The sequence below is a fragment of the Arthrobacter sp. P1_B3 genome (genome assembly GCF_056406615.1).
Map to the genome: position 1 here is coordinate 41,850 of NZ_JBFTZV010000002.1, position 14,393 is coordinate 56,242.

A 14,393-nucleotide genomic window follows, 5' to 3' on the forward strand; every position below is an offset into this window, starting at 1 on the left:
CCGATTTCGGCAATGGTCTTTTCACTGATCGCAGTCGACCGCGGCGGTCTGGCCGCGGTTCGAGGGAACCTCGGCCGCGGGCTTCGCTTGGCGCAGGAAAGCACCCCGTCCACAGAGTCACGCGGACCGGCGGCCCTCGGCGTCCGGATGACTCCCAAGGGCTATGYGGGGTGGCTGGACAAACTACTTGCCAAAGCTGGGAGGCCTGCGGGCATGCCCCTCGAACGGCTCCTTATTGCGAAGCCGGCCCTGGCATTAGTGGCGGCCTTCGTCAGCATGCTGTTCCTGACAAAGTCTCCGACCGGCATCCTTCTCTTGTTAGTGCTTCTCCTGCCGGTGCTCGCCTATTTCGTTCCGGACATCCTGATCCATGGCCGTGGAGCCGAGCGCCAGAAGGCCATAGAGATGGAACTGCCGAACACCCTCGACCAGATGCTGATTTCGGTCGAGGCCGGCTTGGGATTCGAAGCGGCGATGGCACGCGCGGGCCAGAACGGAAAGGGCCCGCTGGCCCAAGAGCTCGTGCGCACGCTCCAGGACATGCAGGTCGGCCGAAGCCGCAAGGACTCCTATCTGGCCTTGGCTGAAAGGACCGATGTGCCGGACCTGCGGAGCTTTGTTCGGTCCGTGGTGCAAGCGGACACTTACGGAATTGCGCTGGCAGGCGTCCTCCGTACCCAGGCAAAGCAGATGAGGGTCAAGCGGCGTCAGCGCGCCGAGGAAAAAGCGATGAAACTGCCCGTCAAGGTTCTGTTCCCCCTTATGTTCTGCATCCTGCCTGTGCTGTTCATCGTCGTCATAGGTCCAGCAGCCATCAATGTGATGAACAACTACATCGGGGCGTTCTAAGCCCCGGACACCAAGCCCGATACACAAGCCGCATCCCCAAAGACAGGACCCCCTCGGCACCCAGAGCCGAGGGGGTCCGTCATGCGTCCGGGCTTATGCCTCCGCAGTTCAAGCGCAGAATCTACGCAGAAAATGTAAAGAAAATGTGCAGTTTCGGAAGCCTTAGCACAGGATGTGGCAAGCAGCGTAACTTTTGACGAATCGCGTTGCTAGCTTTCTGGCAGAGCTGGCGTCTGGCCAGCTTCCCTTCGCTCGCTCAGGAGTCTCACATGCTTTCACTAATCGCAACCCTTCAGACCCTCGGCTTCGCCGCCAAGGACCGCTTTCGCGAAGAGAAAGGTGCAACGGCTGTCGAATACGGCATCATGGTCGCCCTCATCGCCGTAGTCATCATCGTCGCCGTCACTATGCTTGGCAAGCAGATCAACGAGGCGTTTGACGGCATCACCAAGCTGCTGCCGGCACCGAAGGCGGCGTAACAGCACTCCCACCCCGGCATACAGGCGGCGGTGCGGCGAAGGGCGGGAGTCCAATGCGGCCCGCGAAGGCGCGCGCGTCATGGCAATCAGCAACGACCCGGCTGCTGCCCGAAGTGCCGTCCGGGGTGCGCTCGGAACGCTCGTACCGGTACTGACCGACGACAAAATTGTATTCACCGCATCCGCCCCCACCGGCGCCAAAACCTGTTCAGCTGGAGCGCAGATGTCCGTGACCGTGGGCTATACGCTCAGCACGATGACCGGCATAGCCGGCCCCTTCGCCCTACAGGGCCAAGGAGCCATGCTGTGCGGGGGGTAGGACAGCAGGAAGCCGGCGAACGTGGCGCGATCAGCGTACTCGTCGCCACCGTGATGGTGTGCCTGCTGGGTTTTGCCGCCCTGGCCGTTGACGTCGGAGTACTTTACGCTGAGCGGGCCCAGCTGCAGAATAGCTCGGACGCCGTGGCACTGATGGTGGCCCAAAAGTGCGCCAAGAGCGTCAGCGATCCGGAATGTTCCGACACGTGGCCCCGCCCCACCGAGCTTGCCGCCAAATTGGCCAACGGCAATGCCGCGGATGGCATGACCAACATCAAGTCCGTCGCCCTCGATACGAGCAAGGGGACTGTCTCGGTCGACTCCGGGGCGAAAGAGACGGGAAGCCCCGCCAACAGCATTTCGCTGTTCTTCGCAAGGGCCCTCGGCATTGCCAGCGCCGAGGTGGGTGCCACGTCACGGGCCCAATGGGGGGCCCCGTCTAAGGGAACCGTGATTCTTCCGCTGGTCATCGCCGAGTGCAAGTTCAACCTGAATCCCGGCTCTTCGGTGGCGGTTGAACAGGTCCTGGAATTTGGCACGGGTTGCGGAAGAGTTCCGGGCGGTTTCGGCTGGATCAAGTCAACTGGCACTCAATGCAGCATCAGTCTTGGTGTCGGCAACACGGCCACCCCTGGAACATGGTTTGAAAGCGACCCGGGCGCCAGCGCGCCGTCCCGGTGCACTGCCGCAGACCTCAGCAAGATGAACAATCAAACAGTCCTTTTCCCGCTCTACGATCTGGCAACCGGTAGCGGCACTAACGCGAAATATTACGTAAAAGGCTTCGCGGCCTTCCACGTCACCGGCTACAACTTCGCCAACTACGGCTGGAGCGCCAGCGGAACGATCACCAACAAGACGGTCCGTGGCTATTTCGTCAAATTCGTTTCCTTGTCCGAAGCCCTCGAGCTCGGCAGCGCTCCGGATTACGGTACGTCCGTCGTCCGCCTCAGCATTGGAGCACCCTAAGCATGAAGTCCCGACTACTCGCCGGAGTGGCAGCGGTGGTCCTGGCCGTCGTCGGCGCCATCCTCGTGGTGTCCTACGCCAGCGGCGCGGACGCGCGGGCTGTGAAGAATCTTGAGCCCGTGGACGTCCTCATCGTGTCAAAGCCGGTGCCTGCGGGCACCTCCGTAGAGGGCCTTCTGCCCTTCCTGACCAGCCAAAAGCTCCCGGGCACTGCCGTGGCCAAGAGCGCTCTGACCAGTCTCGACGGCCAAGCCGGAAAGGTCACAGCCGTTGACCTATTGCCCGGGGAGCAGCTCGTTGCGGAGCGCCTGGCCGCCCCGGAAACCATCAAATCCAGCGGTGTCATACAGGTACCGGAGGGCCTGCAGGAAATCTCCTTCCAACTTGAGGCCCAGCGCGTCGTCGGCGGCCAGCTGGCGCCCGGCGATCACATCGGCATCTTCATCTCGCTGAAGGGCGGCGGCATAGAGGCCACCCCGGAGACGGAGACGACGCAATTGACCCTCCACAAAGTCCTGCTGACCGCGGTGCAGGGCGCCTCAGTCCCGACGGCAACTCCGCAGCCCTCGGATGGCGGCTCCGCTGCGGCCCCCGCTGGAGCCCCCCCTGTTCCCTCCGGGCCACTGATCCTCACCGTGGCCGTGAACGATGTGGACGCCAGCAAGATCGTCTACGGCAGCGAATTCGGCACGCTCTGGCTCAGCAAAGAACCGCTTAACGCCGTGGACAGCGGCCGCCCTGGAATCATGACGAAACCGGAGGTATACAAATGAGCCGCTTCGTGATGATCACGCCCAATACCGACTTCGACGCGCGGGTTCACCGGGCACTGGCAGGCGGTCTGCCCGGCGGCCTGCAGACCTTCGCCTTCGTCGATCCATCTGATCCTGGCGCACTGTTCATGAACCTCAACCAGGAGCGCCCCGAGGTGCTGATACTTGGGCCGGACCTGCCGTTCGAAGACGCGTTGCGGCTGGCTATGGTCTTTGACGTCCAACTGCCGGAGTTAAGCATCATTCTGGTCAGCGAACCTGATCCCGACTTCGTCTTGCTGGCCATGCGCGCCGGCATCCGGGATTTTCTCAGCCCGAACGCCGAAGCTGCCCAGATCCGGGTCTTGCTGGAGCGCGCCTGCCAGTCCTTTGCCAGCAAGTACAGGACCGAGGGCGGTCAACAGCCTGCGGGTTCGAGAGGCCAGGTGATCGGCGTCTTCTCGCCCAAGGGCGGAGTAGGCAAGACGACAGTTGCCACGAACATCGCCATAGGACTCGGGCAAATCGCGCCCATGAGCGTGGTGATCGTGGACTTGGACCTGCAGTTCGGAGATGTAGCCTCAGGCTTGTACCTCCACCCGGAGCACACTGTCACGGACGCCGTCTCCTCCGCGGCGAGCCACGATTCCCTAGTGCTCAAGGCCTTCCTGACCGTACACTCCGGCAACATCTATGCGCTCTGCGCCCCGCATAGTCCGGTGGAAGCCGACTTCGTCACACCGGAGCAAGTCACCCGAATGTTGCAGCAGCTCGCGGAACAATTCCAATACGTCATCGTGGACACAGCCCCGGGATTGCCTGAAATAGGTCTGGCTGCGATGGAGCAATGCACGGACCTTGTCTGGGTGACCGCCATGGATGTTCCCAGCATCCGAGGACTCCGGTCCGGTCTCGAAATCCTTGGCCGGCTGGACATCCTGCCTGAGACGCGTCATGTCGTCCTCAACATGGCTGACTCCAAATCCGGCCTCAGCGTCCAGGACGTTGAGGCGACCATAGGTGCGCCCGTTGACATCAGCATTCCCCGTTCGAAGGCCGTAGCCTTCTCCACTAACCGGGGCATACCGGTGCTTCAGGACGGACGCAAAGACCCGGCGGTCAAGGGCCTGCGCCAGCTCGTGGAACGGTTTGATCCGGCGTGGCGGGCCAGAGCGAAAAAGAAACTGCACCGAAGGGTGGTGGTCCAGTGAAACTTTCCGAACGGCTTTCCGCCGCTGAGGGTGGGTTTGCCCCTGAGGCTAAGGCCGCACCCGCCGGCCGCCGCGCCTCTCACGCTGATTCACACTCGGCTGTGGTGCCTTCACCTTTTGAGCAACCGGGACCCACGCAGTCCGCCCCTACATTCGAGGATCAGCCAGACGCCCTTCGTTCCACTGGCCAACAGCCGGTGGATGCCTTTGCGGCGCTCAAGGAACGCGCCGCTACGGCCCTGTTTGAAAGGATGGGCTCCCGCTTCAACGATTCCGCTGTTAAAGAGGAAGATCTCCGCTCAGCCGCACGGGAAGAGCTCATCCGAATCGTCGATGCCGAGCAAGTCCCGCTCTCTGCAGAGGAGCGCTCACGGCTGGTACGCGACGTGGCAGACGATGTGCTCGGCTACGGCCCCCTGCAGCGGCTCCTCGACGACCCGGCTGTCACGGAAATCATGGTCAACCGGATGGACCAGATCTATGTCGAGCGGCACGGCAAGTTAACGTTTACCGAGTCAAGATTCAGTTCCGAGGACCACCTTCGCAAGGTCATCGAGCGCATAGTTTCCAAGGTGGGCCGTCGCATCGACGAGTCGTCGCCCCTCGTCGACGCGCGGCTTGAGGACGGGTCCCGCGTCAATGCCGTCATTCCCCCGCTCGCAGTGGGGGGCTCATCCCTGACCATCCGAAAGTTCAGCAAGGTGCCGCTGACCGTCCGGAACCTCATCGAGTTCGGCACGCTCACGCCCGAGATGGCCGAACTGCTGGATGCATGCGTGAAGGCCAAGCTCAACATCATTGTGTCGGGTGGTACCGGCACGGGCAAAACAACGCTGCTCAACGTCCTGTCATCCTTCCTGCCTTCGGACGAGCGCATCGTGACGATCGAGGACGCCGTCGAACTCCAGATCCAGCAGCGGCACGTGGTGCGGTTGGAAAGCCGGCCGCCGAACACCGAAGGCAAGGGCGAGGTCACCATCCGGGAACTGCTGCGGAACTCCCTGCGTATGCGTCCGGACCGCATCGTGGTGGGTGAGGTCCGTGGTGGAGAGTCCCTCGACATGCTCCAGGCCATGAACACGGGCCACGACGGTTCCTTGTCGACAGTCCACTCGAATTCACCCCGCGACGCCGTCGCGCGACTGGAGACTTTGGTGCTTATGGCCGGCATGGACCTGCCGCTGCGCGCCATTCGGGAGCAGATCGCCTCGGCCGTCAATCTCATCGTCCAGATTTCCCGTCTCCGCGACGGTACCCGCCGGATCACGCATGTCACTGAGGTCCAGGGCATGGAAGGTGACATTGTCACGCTCCAGGATGCCTTCGTCTTCGACTACTCGGCCGGTGTGGACGCTCACGGTCGTTTTCTCGGCAAGCCGGTCCCCACCGGGATCCGTCCGCGTTTCATTGACCGCTTCGAGGATCTGGGCATCCGGGTCTCCCCCAGCGTGTTCGCCGCTCCCCCAGCCTCGGCTCTGAGACCGTGAGGAGGACATGACATTGTTGTCCCTTGGAGTTGCCTTTGTCTTCGCCGCGCTTCTGCTACTTGGCGGTGCGTTGCTTGCCCCGAGGAAGTCCACGGTGCCGCTGGACCGGCGGAGGCCCGTCCAGAACCAGCCCGACTCCCCGCTGACCCGGTTCGCAGGTTCGGCTGTCCACCTCGTGGACAGATTCTCCGCTCAGCGAAGCCTCAGGCTCTTCAACCGGGAGACGATCGAAAACGCAGGACTCAGGCTGAGCCAGTCCGATTTCCTGGTACTGGTCCTGGCGGGAGCCTTCGTGGGTGCGCTGACAGGCGTCGTCATCTCCGGACCGCTGCTGGCAATCCTTCTCATCCTGCTGGCGCCCCTGACGGGGCACCTTGTCCTTGGCTTCCTGTCGGGCAAGCGCAGGAGCCTGTTTGATCAACAGCTCGGAGACACCCTCCAGCTGCTCTCCGGCGGCCTTCGGGCAGGTCACAGCATTCTGCGCGCCATTGACGCGGCAGCCACGGAATCCCTGAGCCCGACGTCGGAAGAGATGCGCCGCGTGGTCACGGAGACGAGTTTGGGACGCGATCTGCTGGCCTCCCTCAACGACACGGCCGACCGAATGCAGAACGAGGATTTTGTCTGGATCGCGCAGGCAATCCAGATCAACCGGGAGGTGGGCGGAAACCTGGCAGAGGTCCTGGACCAGGTCAGCGAGACGATTCGCGAGCGCAGCGAAATCAAAGGCCACATCAAGTCGCTCGCAGCCGAAGGTAAATTCTCCGCTTACATCCTGATGGCCATGCCGTTTGGCATCGTCATAATGCTCATGATGGTCAACCCTAGCTACATGAACGTCATGTTTTCGCACCCGCTGGGTTGGGGCATGATCGCGGCCTCCGCCGTGATGATGACTATCGGTGGTCTGTGGATGCGCAAGATCATCGACCTGAAGTTCTGACCCCATGGACCCCCTCGTTCTGCTTGCACTGCTGCTGGTATCCCTTCCCCTAGGGTTCCTGGCCTGGTCATGGCTCTCCGTGGACCGAAAGTCCGAACGTGCAGCCCGGGAGCTGCTGGCCCTTGGCAGGGACACCGCCGGTCCCTCCGGGCAGGAGCAAAGCAAGCTATTGGAGCGGATCGGCTACCGGCTGACGCCGGCCGGCTACATCAGGAAGCTCGACAGGCTTGTGTCCCTGGCGGGACGTCCGGCGTCGCTGCCGCTCGGACGCGTCCTCGCGGCCAAGCCTTTGCTGGGCTTGGTGGGTGCCCTCCTCGGACTCTATTTGAGCGGCACAGGCCCGACGCCGATCCTCAAGCTGGTCGGGATCTTCGTAGCAGTGCTGGGCTACTTCATCCCCGACCTCCTGCTCTACAGCAAGGGCCAGGAACGCCAGAAGGTCATGCAGCTGGAACTGGCCAACACCCTGGACCAGATGCTCATTTCTGTGGAGGCAGGTCTGGGGTTCGAGGGAGCCATGGCGCGCGCCGGCGAAAATGGGAAGGGACCGCTCGCCGACGAGCTCGTCAGGACCCTGCAGGACATGCAGGTAGGCAGGAGCCGCCGCGAGTCCTACCTGGCGCTCGCGGAACGGACCAGCATCCCGGAACTGCGTAGCTTTGTCCAGGCCGTCGTTCAGGCGGACACGTACGGTATCGCCGTCAGCACAGTGCTTCGGATCCAGGCGAAAGTCATGCGGGTCAAGCGTCGCCAGCGAGCCGAGGAGAAGGCCATGAAGCTCCCGGTCATGATCTTGTTCCCGCTGCTGTTCTTCATTTTCCCCGTGCTTTTCATCGCCATTCTTGGCCCCGCCGTCATCAATGCCGTGGCGACCTTCAGCGGCGGATAGCTGCAAGAGGTCGCCGGAGGAAGCCAAGCCGCAGGGCAGGGCCCAGGAATGCACTCGAAAAGCCACAATTTTGCCACAGGAAACGCCGGAGTTGGAAACACTGCGCAGGCGCAGCAAGTAGCGTGGGCACATGTCCTTCCAAGGTGCGCCAGATGACGGCGATGCAAACACTGGCTCCTCCGCCGACAGCTCCCCGTCCGGTGCAGGCGTGGCCGCAACGGCGGCCGAAGACGTCGCGAGCCCGATCGTGGACCCCTCCGCCCTCAAGGAACTCGGATCCCAGCTGGACAGCCCTGCTGTGGCCAAAGGATTCGCGAGGGACTATGCAAGGATGTGGGACCATCGTTATCAATCCCTCGCGACGTCCCTTGATAGCGGTGACGAGACGGCCGCGCTGGACGCAGTCCTGAGCCTGAAGACGTCCTCAGCGATGGTCGGTGGCGTCCGTCTGGCCGAGCTCGCCAGAGAGCTTGAGGACGCCATCCGCGTCCGCGACGCTCGCCTGGCGCGGTTGCTCCTGCGTGAAGTTGCAGAGAGTGGAAACGACACAGTGGACGAACTGCAGCTCAGGCACAACCTCGGGGACAGCTAGTCCGAGGCCGGCGTGAGCCGGTACCCAACGCCACGGACGGTCTGGAGCCAACGAGGGTGCAGCGGATCCTCCCGCAGCTTGCGACGCATGTTGCCGATGTGCACTTCGACGGCCCGCTCGTCGGATTCACTGATGTAGGCATCCGCGCTGTAATGCTCACCCCGCACCACCCGCACCAGATCGGTCTTCGACCTGACGGCACCCGCCCCTTTCAACAGGGCATGCAGGAGATCGAACTCACTGCGCGTGAGACTGGCAGCAATGCCGTCAACGGTGACCGAACGGGTGTGCGGGTTCAATACCAGGCCGTTGTGCCGGAATTCCGAATCGTGGGACAGGACAACGGCCTTCGACGGAGCCGTTCCCGGGTCCACGGACGTGGCCTCGGGGCCGTCCTGCCGCGGCCGGCGCATCATCGCAGAGACCCTGGCTCGGAGTTCGCGCGGCCGGAACGGTTTGGTCATGAAATCGTCGGCACCGGTATGCAGTGCGGTCAATGTGTCCAACTCGTCCGTCCTCGCCGTCAGCATGACCACGTAGGCATCGCTGAACTGCCGAATTCGGCGCAGGACTTCAAAACCGTCAATATCGTTGAGGCCAACGTCCAAGGTGACAACGTTGGCCTTCTCATTCCGTACGACCTCGACCCCCTCGCGACCGCTCGCTGCGCCGTGGACGTCAAATCCCGCCTGGCTCAACACAGCTTCGACGAGATGACGCACATCGTCGTCGTCTTCCACAACGACGGCGACTCCCAAGTCAGTCATGGCCCCCCCTCACATCTGATGCGGCACCTACCCCCATAGCTGCCGCGTCGGTACTGCTGTGCAATGATGATTCGCCAGCATTGCTAGATTACCTACGCTATAGCGCCAATGACCGTTTAGGCACAGCCACCGCAATATAATTTCGTAACTTGTCAAGTTAGCGTGACGAATGCCGTTAAATTGGAGCAGTGAGGAAGGGGCGCGGCTGCATTGAGTAAACAGCAACTGGTCCGGAACCAGGAAGGTACCTTTGCGGGGTTCCCGCGGCGTGTGCGGGTGGCCCTATGCCAGCTCCCGCTCACGCTGGCGATGACTGCTGTGGTGCTTGCTGCGCCCTGGGGCTGGCCCGGCCTCTTCGAGAGCGGCCTGTGGCGGGCTGCCTTGGCGCTCCAACTGGCACTCTTTATGGCCTGCCTTCTGTTGCCCTGGCAGCGATTCGGGCTGCTCGCTCCGCTAGCAATCCCCGTGCTCGACTTGGCCGCGATCTGCCTCATCCGCAGTGACAGCGTCGAAGGCCTGCCGGACCTCGGCATCCTGGCCGTTCTTCCGGTCCTCTGGATCACAGTCTCACGTTTGTCCGGTCCGGCCATCCTCTCGATCAGCTTCTTCGGGCCGTTGCTGACCGGCCTGCCGTGGTTGCTCCATGCCGGCTCCCCTCCGGACCGAATCGCGGCCGCCGTCCTCCTGCCGTTCATCACATTGGCCGTCTCCGTTGTCCTGCGATTCGCGCGGCAGGAGTTGACTGGGCGCTTGGCAAGCCAACTCCACGCCGGCCGTGAACGCGAACGGCTGCTCAATGACGAGGTGTCCGGTCTGATCGATGCCCTGTCGGCCAAGGACGACGTGGTCTCCACCGTCTCCCATGAGTTCCGGACCCCCCTCACATCGATCATCGGCAATCTGGATCTAGCCCTCAGCGACTCGGAACAGTTGTCCGCCCAGGCCCTCCGCCGCCTCGAGGTTGCGCAACGAAACGCCGAACGGCTCCTCGCCCTTGTCTCGGATCTGCTGATGTCCGCCAACTCGGCTGTCCACATCCATCCGCTGAGGACCGATCTGGCGAGCCTTGTGGAGGCGAGCCTCGGTTCGGCCCACGCCCACGCCGAGGCTTCCCAGGTCACGCTCTCGATGGAAGTGCCGGCGCCGCTATGGGCGCACGTGGACCCGCTCCGGATCAGCCAGGCACTGGATAACCTCATTTCCAACGCCATCAAATATTCCCCCAACGGGGGCAGTGTGCGCGTCTCCGCCAGCACGGAGGGAGACCGGGTGCTGCTGCACGTGGAAGATGACGGATTGGGGATGACAGCCACCGACGCCGAACAAGTCTTCACGCGGTTCTTCCGAAGCCCGGCGGTGCGGGACGGTTCCATCCCGGGGGCCGGGCTCGGGTTGTCGATCACGAAGGCGATCGTGGAGCGCCATGGCGGCTCCATCTCTTGCAACACGCATCTGGGATCCGGAAGCACCTTCACGCTGGAGCTCCCCGCGGAAGGCGCCGCGCCGGCTTACTCGCAGCAGGCATTCCCGTAGCCGCACTCCCGCTCTGGATCTACGCGCGCATAGCCCGGGTCAGCTCGGCCCTGGCCAGCATGCCGCTCTCAGTTGGGTAAGCCACTTCCTCAAGCACCAGCGGATGCGGGGCTGCCAGCACGGAGCGGGCGTCGCGCTGCCGGGCGAGGAGCCGCTCATAGAGCCAGCCCGGGGCCTCCACGCCCTCCCCCACGTACAACGCCGAGCCCACCAGGGAGCGGACCATGTTGTGGCAGAACGCGTCGGCCTGGACGGTGGCGACAATTACCCCATCGCTGCCGCGGGCGAATTCGAAGCGCTGCAGTTCGCGGATGGTCGTGGCGCCCTCGCGTGGCTTGCAGTACGAGCGGAAATCCTGCAGCCCGAGCAACGGTGCCGCGCCCTCGTTGAGGAGCCCGACATCGAGCCGTTCCTTATGCCACAGGGTCGAGGCGCGTCCCAGCGGATCCCACAACGCCGGACCGTCCGCGATCCGGTAGGAATATCGGCGCCAGAGGGCGGAGAAGCGGGCGTCGAAGCCAACGGGGGCCACGCTCACGCTGTGCACCTCGATCGCCCCGCTTAGCTCGCCCAGGCCCCGGCTCAAGGCGCCACGGATGCGGCGCAGCAGGGCAACGGCGGGATCCAGTTCAGCGCCGCGGTTCAAGCCCAGCCACTCCGCCTCACTGAGGTCCAGGTGCACCACCTGGCCGCGGGCATGCACGCCGGCATCGGTGCGGCCGGCGACCGTGACCCTGATGGGGCGGCGGATCAGCAGTTCCAGGGCCTCCTCCAGGACGCCCTGGACGGTGCGCAGTCCCGGCTGGACAGCCCACCCGCTAAACGGTCCGCCGTCGTAGGCCACATCCATCCGGATACGCAAAAACCCGCCGCCCCCCAAGACGGGGGCAGCGGGTTTGAGCTCGTTCATAGACTTAAGTCTATAAGAAGGTTTTAGCGAATTACTTCGCGTCCTTCTCGGACTCAGCGGCTGCATCCTCAGCGGCCGGAGCCTCTTCGGTAGCTGCAGCTTCAGTCTCAGTGACCTCAGCCTCGGGAGCCTCTTCGGTCTCGGCAACCGGAGCTGCTTCGGCCTTCTCGGCGTCCTTCTTGTCAGCGTCGCGCTTGGCGGCGGAGGTAGCCTCGGCTACGACTGCCTGCTTCGCGGAAACCGGCTCGAGAACCAGTTCGATGACGGCCATGGGAGCGTTGTCGCCCTTGCGGTTGCCGATCTTGGTGATGCGGGTGTATCCGCCATCGCGGTTCTCCACTGCCTGTGCAATGTCGGTGAACAGCTCGTGGACGACGCCCTTGTTGCTGATCAGGCCGAGTACACGACGGCGGGAAGCGAGGTCGCCACGCTTGGCGAAAGTCACCAGGCGCTCGGCGTACGGCTTCAGGCGCTTGGCCTTGGTCACCGTGGTGGTGATCCGCTTGTGCTCGAAAAGTGCGGCGGACAGGTTCGCGAGCATAAGACGCTCGTGAGCCGCTCCGCCTCCGAGGCGCGGACCCTTAGCGGGGGTAGGCATTATAGTTTCTCCTCATATGGAAGCCTTTGGGCTGCGCACACCAGGGTGCATCCAGCCAGCCGGCCAAGATCTGTTGGTTAGAGCTCGTCGTCGCTGAACGCGGCGTCGTCCTCTTCGATGGCTGCGGCACGTGCTGCGAGGTCGAAACCGGGAGGGGAGTCCTTGAGGGACAGGCCCAGTTCGACCAGCTTGGCCTTGACCTCATCGATGGACTTCGCACCGAAGTTGCGGATGTCCATGAGGTCAGCCTCGGAGCGGGCAACGAGTTCACCCACGGTGTGGATGCCCTCACGCTTGAGGCAGTTGTAGGAACGGACCGTCAGGTCCAGATCCTCGATCGGCAGGGCCATGTCGGCTGCCAGGGCAGCGTCCGTCGGCGACGGGCCGATCTCGATACCTTCAGCTGCGGTGTTCAGCTCGCGGGCCAGACCGAACAGTTCCACCAGGGTGGTACCTGCCGAAGCAACGGCGTCGCGCGGGGCGATTGCCTGCTTGGTCTCGACGTCGACAATGAGCTTGTCGAAGTCAGTGCGCTGCTCAACACGGGTAGCTTCCACGCGGAAAGTAACCTTCAGGACCGGCGAGTAGATCGAGTCGACCGGGATGCGGCCGATCTCGGAGTCGCCGGACTTGTTCTGAGCTGCCGAAACGTAGCCGCGACCGCGCTCGATGGTCAGTTCGAGTTCGAACTTGCCCTTCGAGTTCAGCGTGGCAATGTGCAGATCCGGGTTGTGGAATTCGACGCCGGCCGGCGGAGCGATGTCCGCGGCGGTGACGACTCCCGGGCCCTGCTTGCGCAGGTAAGCAACAACCGGCTCGTCGTGCTCGGAGGAAACCGACAGGTTCTTGATGTTCAGGATGATCTCGGTGACATCTTCCTTGACACCCGGAACCGTGGTGAACTCGTGCAGCACGCCATCGATCCGGATGCTCGTTACAGAGGCACCGGGGATGGAGGAGAGCAGGGTACGGCGGAGGGAGTTTCCGAGGGTGTAACCAAAGCCCGGCTCCAGCGGTTCGATGATGAACCGGGAGCGGTTTTCGGAGACGACCTCTTCGGAGAGGGTGGGGCGCTGTGCAATGAGCACTTAGGTTTCCTTTCGGCGAGCATCCGCTATATGACGCAACACAGGTGGTGGAAAGATCGGTCTGAAGACTTAACGCGGCCGGGCTTGCCCGGACCGGTGAGGGTCCGGGCAAGCTCCTGGGCGCTGGAAAGCCTTAGACGCGGCGGCGCTTCGGCGGACGGCAGCCGTTGTGGGCGCTGGGGGTGACGTCCTGGATGGAGCCAACCTCGAGGCCAGCGGCCTGCAGCGAGCGGATGGCGGTTTCGCGTCCGGAACCCGGTCCCTTAACGAACACGTCAACCTTGCGCATGCCGTGCTCCTGTGCACGCTTTGCGGCGGCTTCGGCGGCCATCTGGGCAGCGAACGGGGTGGACTTACGCGAGCCCTTGAAGCCAACCTCACCGGACGAAGCCCAGGAGATGACAGCACCGTTCGGGTCCGTGATGGACACGATGGTGTTGTTAAAGGTGCTCTTGATGTGCGCCTGGCCCAGCGCGATATTCTTCTTGTCCTTCTTACGCGGCTTGCGAACCGCGCCACGAGTCTTCGGGGGCATTTTTTCTCCTACAGAAAGTTATTGGGGGAAAGCCTCGTTAATCCCTCAGGGATTAACGGGCCTTCTTCTTGCCTGCGACGGTGCGCTTCGGACCCTTGCGGGTACGTGCGTTCGTCTTCGTACGCTGTCCGCGCACTGGCAGGCCCTTGCGGTGGCGAATACCTTCGTAGCTGCCGATTTCAACCTTGCGGCGGATATCAGCGGCCACTTCGCGGCGAAGGTCACCCTCAACCTTGTAGTTGCCTTCAATGTAGTCACGCAGCTCAACCAGCTGTGCGTCGGTCAGGTCCTTGACCCGAACGTCAGCACTGATGCCGGTGGCAGTCAGGGTTTCGTGTGCACGGGTCTTGCCCACGCCGTAGATGTAAGTAAGCGCAATTTCCAACCGCTTTTCGCGGGGAATGTCTACGCCAGCGAGACGAGCCATATTGGCAGTACTCCTTGTATAAACCGGAGGTCGTAGGCAGTACACC

General features: G+C 63.0%; 17 protein-coding genes. 11 read left to right on the plus strand and 6 right to left on the minus strand.

All coding sequences use genetic code 11. The features are described from left to right. The first annotated feature begins 213 nt into the window (after positions 1-213). The 10 genes from AC1D2F_RS02855 to AC1D2F_RS02900 all read left to right on the plus strand — a co-directional run bounded on the left by AC1D2F_RS02855 (position 214) and on the right by AC1D2F_RS02900 (position 8,489). The gene (locus AC1D2F_RS02855) at positions 214-849 is read left to right on the plus strand and encodes a type II secretion system F family protein (RefSeq protein ID WP_476966131.1); all 636 of its coding nucleotides are present in this window, start codon (positions 214-216) and stop codon (positions 847-849) included. Positions 850-1,118: 269 nt separating this feature from the next. Continuing rightward, the gene (locus tag AC1D2F_RS02860) at positions 1,119-1,328 is read left to right on the plus strand and encodes a Flp family type IVb pilin (protein WP_476966132.1); all 210 of its coding nucleotides are present in this window, start codon (positions 1,119-1,121) and stop codon (positions 1,326-1,328) included. 79 nt (positions 1,329-1,407) lie between these two features. Further along, a complete protein-coding gene (locus tag AC1D2F_RS02865) occupies positions 1,408-1,647 on the plus strand; it encodes a hypothetical protein (protein WP_476966133.1) in 240 nt (79 codons plus the stop codon). Then, positions 1,635-2,615 carry a pilus assembly protein TadG-related protein gene (locus tag AC1D2F_RS02870; RefSeq protein WP_476966134.1) on the plus strand — a complete coding sequence of 327 codons (981 nt, stop codon included), beginning with the start codon at positions 1,635-1,637 and terminating at the stop codon, positions 2,613-2,615. The genes AC1D2F_RS02865 and AC1D2F_RS02870 overlap by 13 nt, the downstream gene beginning before the upstream one ends. Positions 2,616-2,617: 2 nt before the next feature. Beyond that, a complete protein-coding gene (cpaB, locus tag AC1D2F_RS02875; RefSeq protein ID WP_476966135.1) occupies positions 2,618-3,388 on the plus strand; it encodes a Flp pilus assembly protein CpaB in 771 nt (256 codons plus the stop codon). After that, the gene (locus AC1D2F_RS02880) at positions 3,385-4,578 is read left to right on the plus strand and encodes a CpaE/TadZ family protein (protein WP_476966136.1); all 1,194 of its coding nucleotides are present in this window, start codon (positions 3,385-3,387) and stop codon (positions 4,576-4,578) included. Before cpaB ends, AC1D2F_RS02880 begins: the two co-directional genes overlap by 4 nt. Beyond that, on the plus strand, positions 4,575-6,065 hold the full coding sequence (locus AC1D2F_RS02885) for a CpaF family protein (protein ID WP_476966137.1): 1,491 nt from the start codon (positions 4,575-4,577) through the stop codon (positions 6,063-6,065). The genes AC1D2F_RS02880 and AC1D2F_RS02885 overlap by 4 nt, the downstream gene beginning before the upstream one ends. 7 nt (positions 6,066-6,072) lie before the next feature. Continuing rightward, on the plus strand, positions 6,073-7,008 hold the full coding sequence (locus tag AC1D2F_RS02890) for a type II secretion system F family protein (protein WP_476966138.1): 936 nt from the start codon (positions 6,073-6,075) through the stop codon (positions 7,006-7,008). A 4-nt stretch (positions 7,009-7,012) separates the two neighbouring features. After that, positions 7,013-7,897 (plus strand): type II secretion system F family protein, encoded by an 885-nt coding sequence (locus AC1D2F_RS02895; protein ID WP_476966139.1) that lies wholly within the window; start codon positions 7,013-7,015, stop codon positions 7,895-7,897. A 130-nt stretch (positions 7,898-8,027) separates the two neighbouring features. After that, the gene (locus tag AC1D2F_RS02900) at positions 8,028-8,489 is read left to right on the plus strand and encodes an Hpt domain-containing protein (RefSeq protein WP_476966140.1); all 462 of its coding nucleotides are present in this window, start codon (positions 8,028-8,030) and stop codon (positions 8,487-8,489) included. Here the strand turns inward: AC1D2F_RS02900 and AC1D2F_RS02905 are convergent. After that, the gene (locus AC1D2F_RS02905; RefSeq protein ID WP_476966141.1) at positions 8,486-9,256 is read right to left on the minus strand and encodes a response regulator transcription factor; all 771 of its coding nucleotides are present in this window, start codon (positions 9,254-9,256) and stop codon (positions 8,486-8,488) included. The two genes, AC1D2F_RS02900 and AC1D2F_RS02905, sit on opposite strands and share 4 nt — an antisense overlap. 210 nt (positions 9,257-9,466) lie before the next feature. On the opposite strand from AC1D2F_RS02905, the gene AC1D2F_RS02910 reads away from it, so the two are divergent. Further along, positions 9,467-10,789: a sensor histidine kinase gene (locus AC1D2F_RS02910; protein WP_476966142.1), complete on the plus strand. Its 1,323-nt coding sequence runs from the start codon at positions 9,467-9,469 to the stop codon at positions 10,787-10,789. A 19-nt stretch (positions 10,790-10,808) separates the two neighbouring features. Here the strand turns inward: AC1D2F_RS02910 and AC1D2F_RS02915 are convergent, their stop codons facing one another. The 5 genes from AC1D2F_RS02915 to rpsM all read right to left on the minus strand — a co-directional run bounded on the left by AC1D2F_RS02915 (position 10,809) and on the right by rpsM (position 14,347). After that, complete coding sequence (locus AC1D2F_RS02915; protein ID WP_476966143.1) at positions 10,809-11,699, minus strand: tRNA pseudouridine synthase A; 891 nt, start codon at positions 11,697-11,699, stop codon at positions 10,809-10,811. A 31-nt stretch (positions 11,700-11,730) separates the two neighbouring features. After that, positions 11,731-12,297, minus strand: coding sequence for a 50S ribosomal protein L17 (gene rplQ / locus AC1D2F_RS02920; RefSeq protein ID WP_476966144.1), 567 nt, complete (start codon positions 12,295-12,297; stop codon positions 11,731-11,733). Between the two features lie 77 nt (positions 12,298-12,374). Then, positions 12,375-13,385, minus strand: a complete 1,011-nt coding sequence (locus AC1D2F_RS02925) for a DNA-directed RNA polymerase subunit alpha (RefSeq protein ID WP_018773683.1) — start codon at positions 13,383-13,385, stop codon at positions 12,375-12,377. Positions 13,386-13,518: 133 nt separating this feature from the next. Further along, positions 13,519-13,920, minus strand: coding sequence for a 30S ribosomal protein S11 (gene rpsK / locus AC1D2F_RS02930; protein ID WP_018773682.1), 402 nt, complete (start codon positions 13,918-13,920; stop codon positions 13,519-13,521). Between the two features lie 52 nt (positions 13,921-13,972). Beyond that, on the minus strand, positions 13,973-14,347 hold the full coding sequence (rpsM, locus tag AC1D2F_RS02935; RefSeq protein ID WP_229992794.1) for a 30S ribosomal protein S13: 375 nt from the start codon (positions 14,345-14,347) through the stop codon (positions 13,973-13,975). Positions 14,348-14,393 lie beyond the last annotated feature (46 nt).

What these genes read in the sequence shown, in the direction of transcription:
- AC1D2F_RS02905 (WP_476966141.1), bottom strand. Translation starts at nt 9,256, where the DNA reads ATGACTGACTTGGGAGTCGCCGTCGTTGTGGAAGACGACGACGATGTG.
- AC1D2F_RS02900 (WP_476966140.1), top strand. Translation starts at nt 8,028, where the DNA reads ATGTCCTTCCAAGGTGCGCCAGATGACGGCGATGCAAACACTGGCTCC.
- AC1D2F_RS02860 (WP_476966132.1), top strand. Translation starts at nt 1,119, where the DNA reads ATGCTTTCACTAATCGCAACCCTTCAGACCCTCGGCTTCGCCGCCAAG.
- AC1D2F_RS02895 (WP_476966139.1), top strand. Translation starts at nt 7,013, where the DNA reads ATGGACCCCCTCGTTCTGCTTGCACTGCTGCTGGTATCCCTTCCCCTA.
- AC1D2F_RS02890 (WP_476966138.1), top strand. Translation starts at nt 6,073, where the DNA reads ATGACATTGTTGTCCCTTGGAGTTGCCTTTGTCTTCGCCGCGCTTCTG.
- rplQ (WP_476966144.1), bottom strand. Translation starts at nt 12,297, where the DNA reads ATGCCTACCCCCGCTAAGGGTCCGCGCCTCGGAGGCGGAGCGGCTCAC.
- AC1D2F_RS02855 (WP_476966131.1), top strand. Translation starts at nt 214, where the DNA reads ATGCCCCTCGAACGGCTCCTTATTGCGAAGCCGGCCCTGGCATTAGTG.
- AC1D2F_RS02915 (WP_476966143.1), bottom strand. Translation starts at nt 11,699, where the DNA reads ATGAACGAGCTCAAACCCGCTGCCCCCGTCTTGGGGGGCGGCGGGTTT.
- rpsM (WP_229992794.1), bottom strand. Translation starts at nt 14,347, where the DNA reads ATGGCTCGTCTCGCTGGCGTAGACATTCCCCGCGAAAAGCGGTTGGAA.
- cpaB (WP_476966135.1), top strand. Translation starts at nt 2,618, where the DNA reads ATGAAGTCCCGACTACTCGCCGGAGTGGCAGCGGTGGTCCTGGCCGTC.
- rpsK (WP_018773682.1), bottom strand. Translation starts at nt 13,920, where the DNA reads ATGCCCCCGAAGACTCGTGGCGCGGTTCGCAAGCCGCGTAAGAAGGAC.
- AC1D2F_RS02880 (WP_476966136.1), top strand. Translation starts at nt 3,385, where the DNA reads ATGAGCCGCTTCGTGATGATCACGCCCAATACCGACTTCGACGCGCGG.
- AC1D2F_RS02865 (WP_476966133.1), top strand. Translation starts at nt 1,408, where the DNA reads ATGGCAATCAGCAACGACCCGGCTGCTGCCCGAAGTGCCGTCCGGGGT.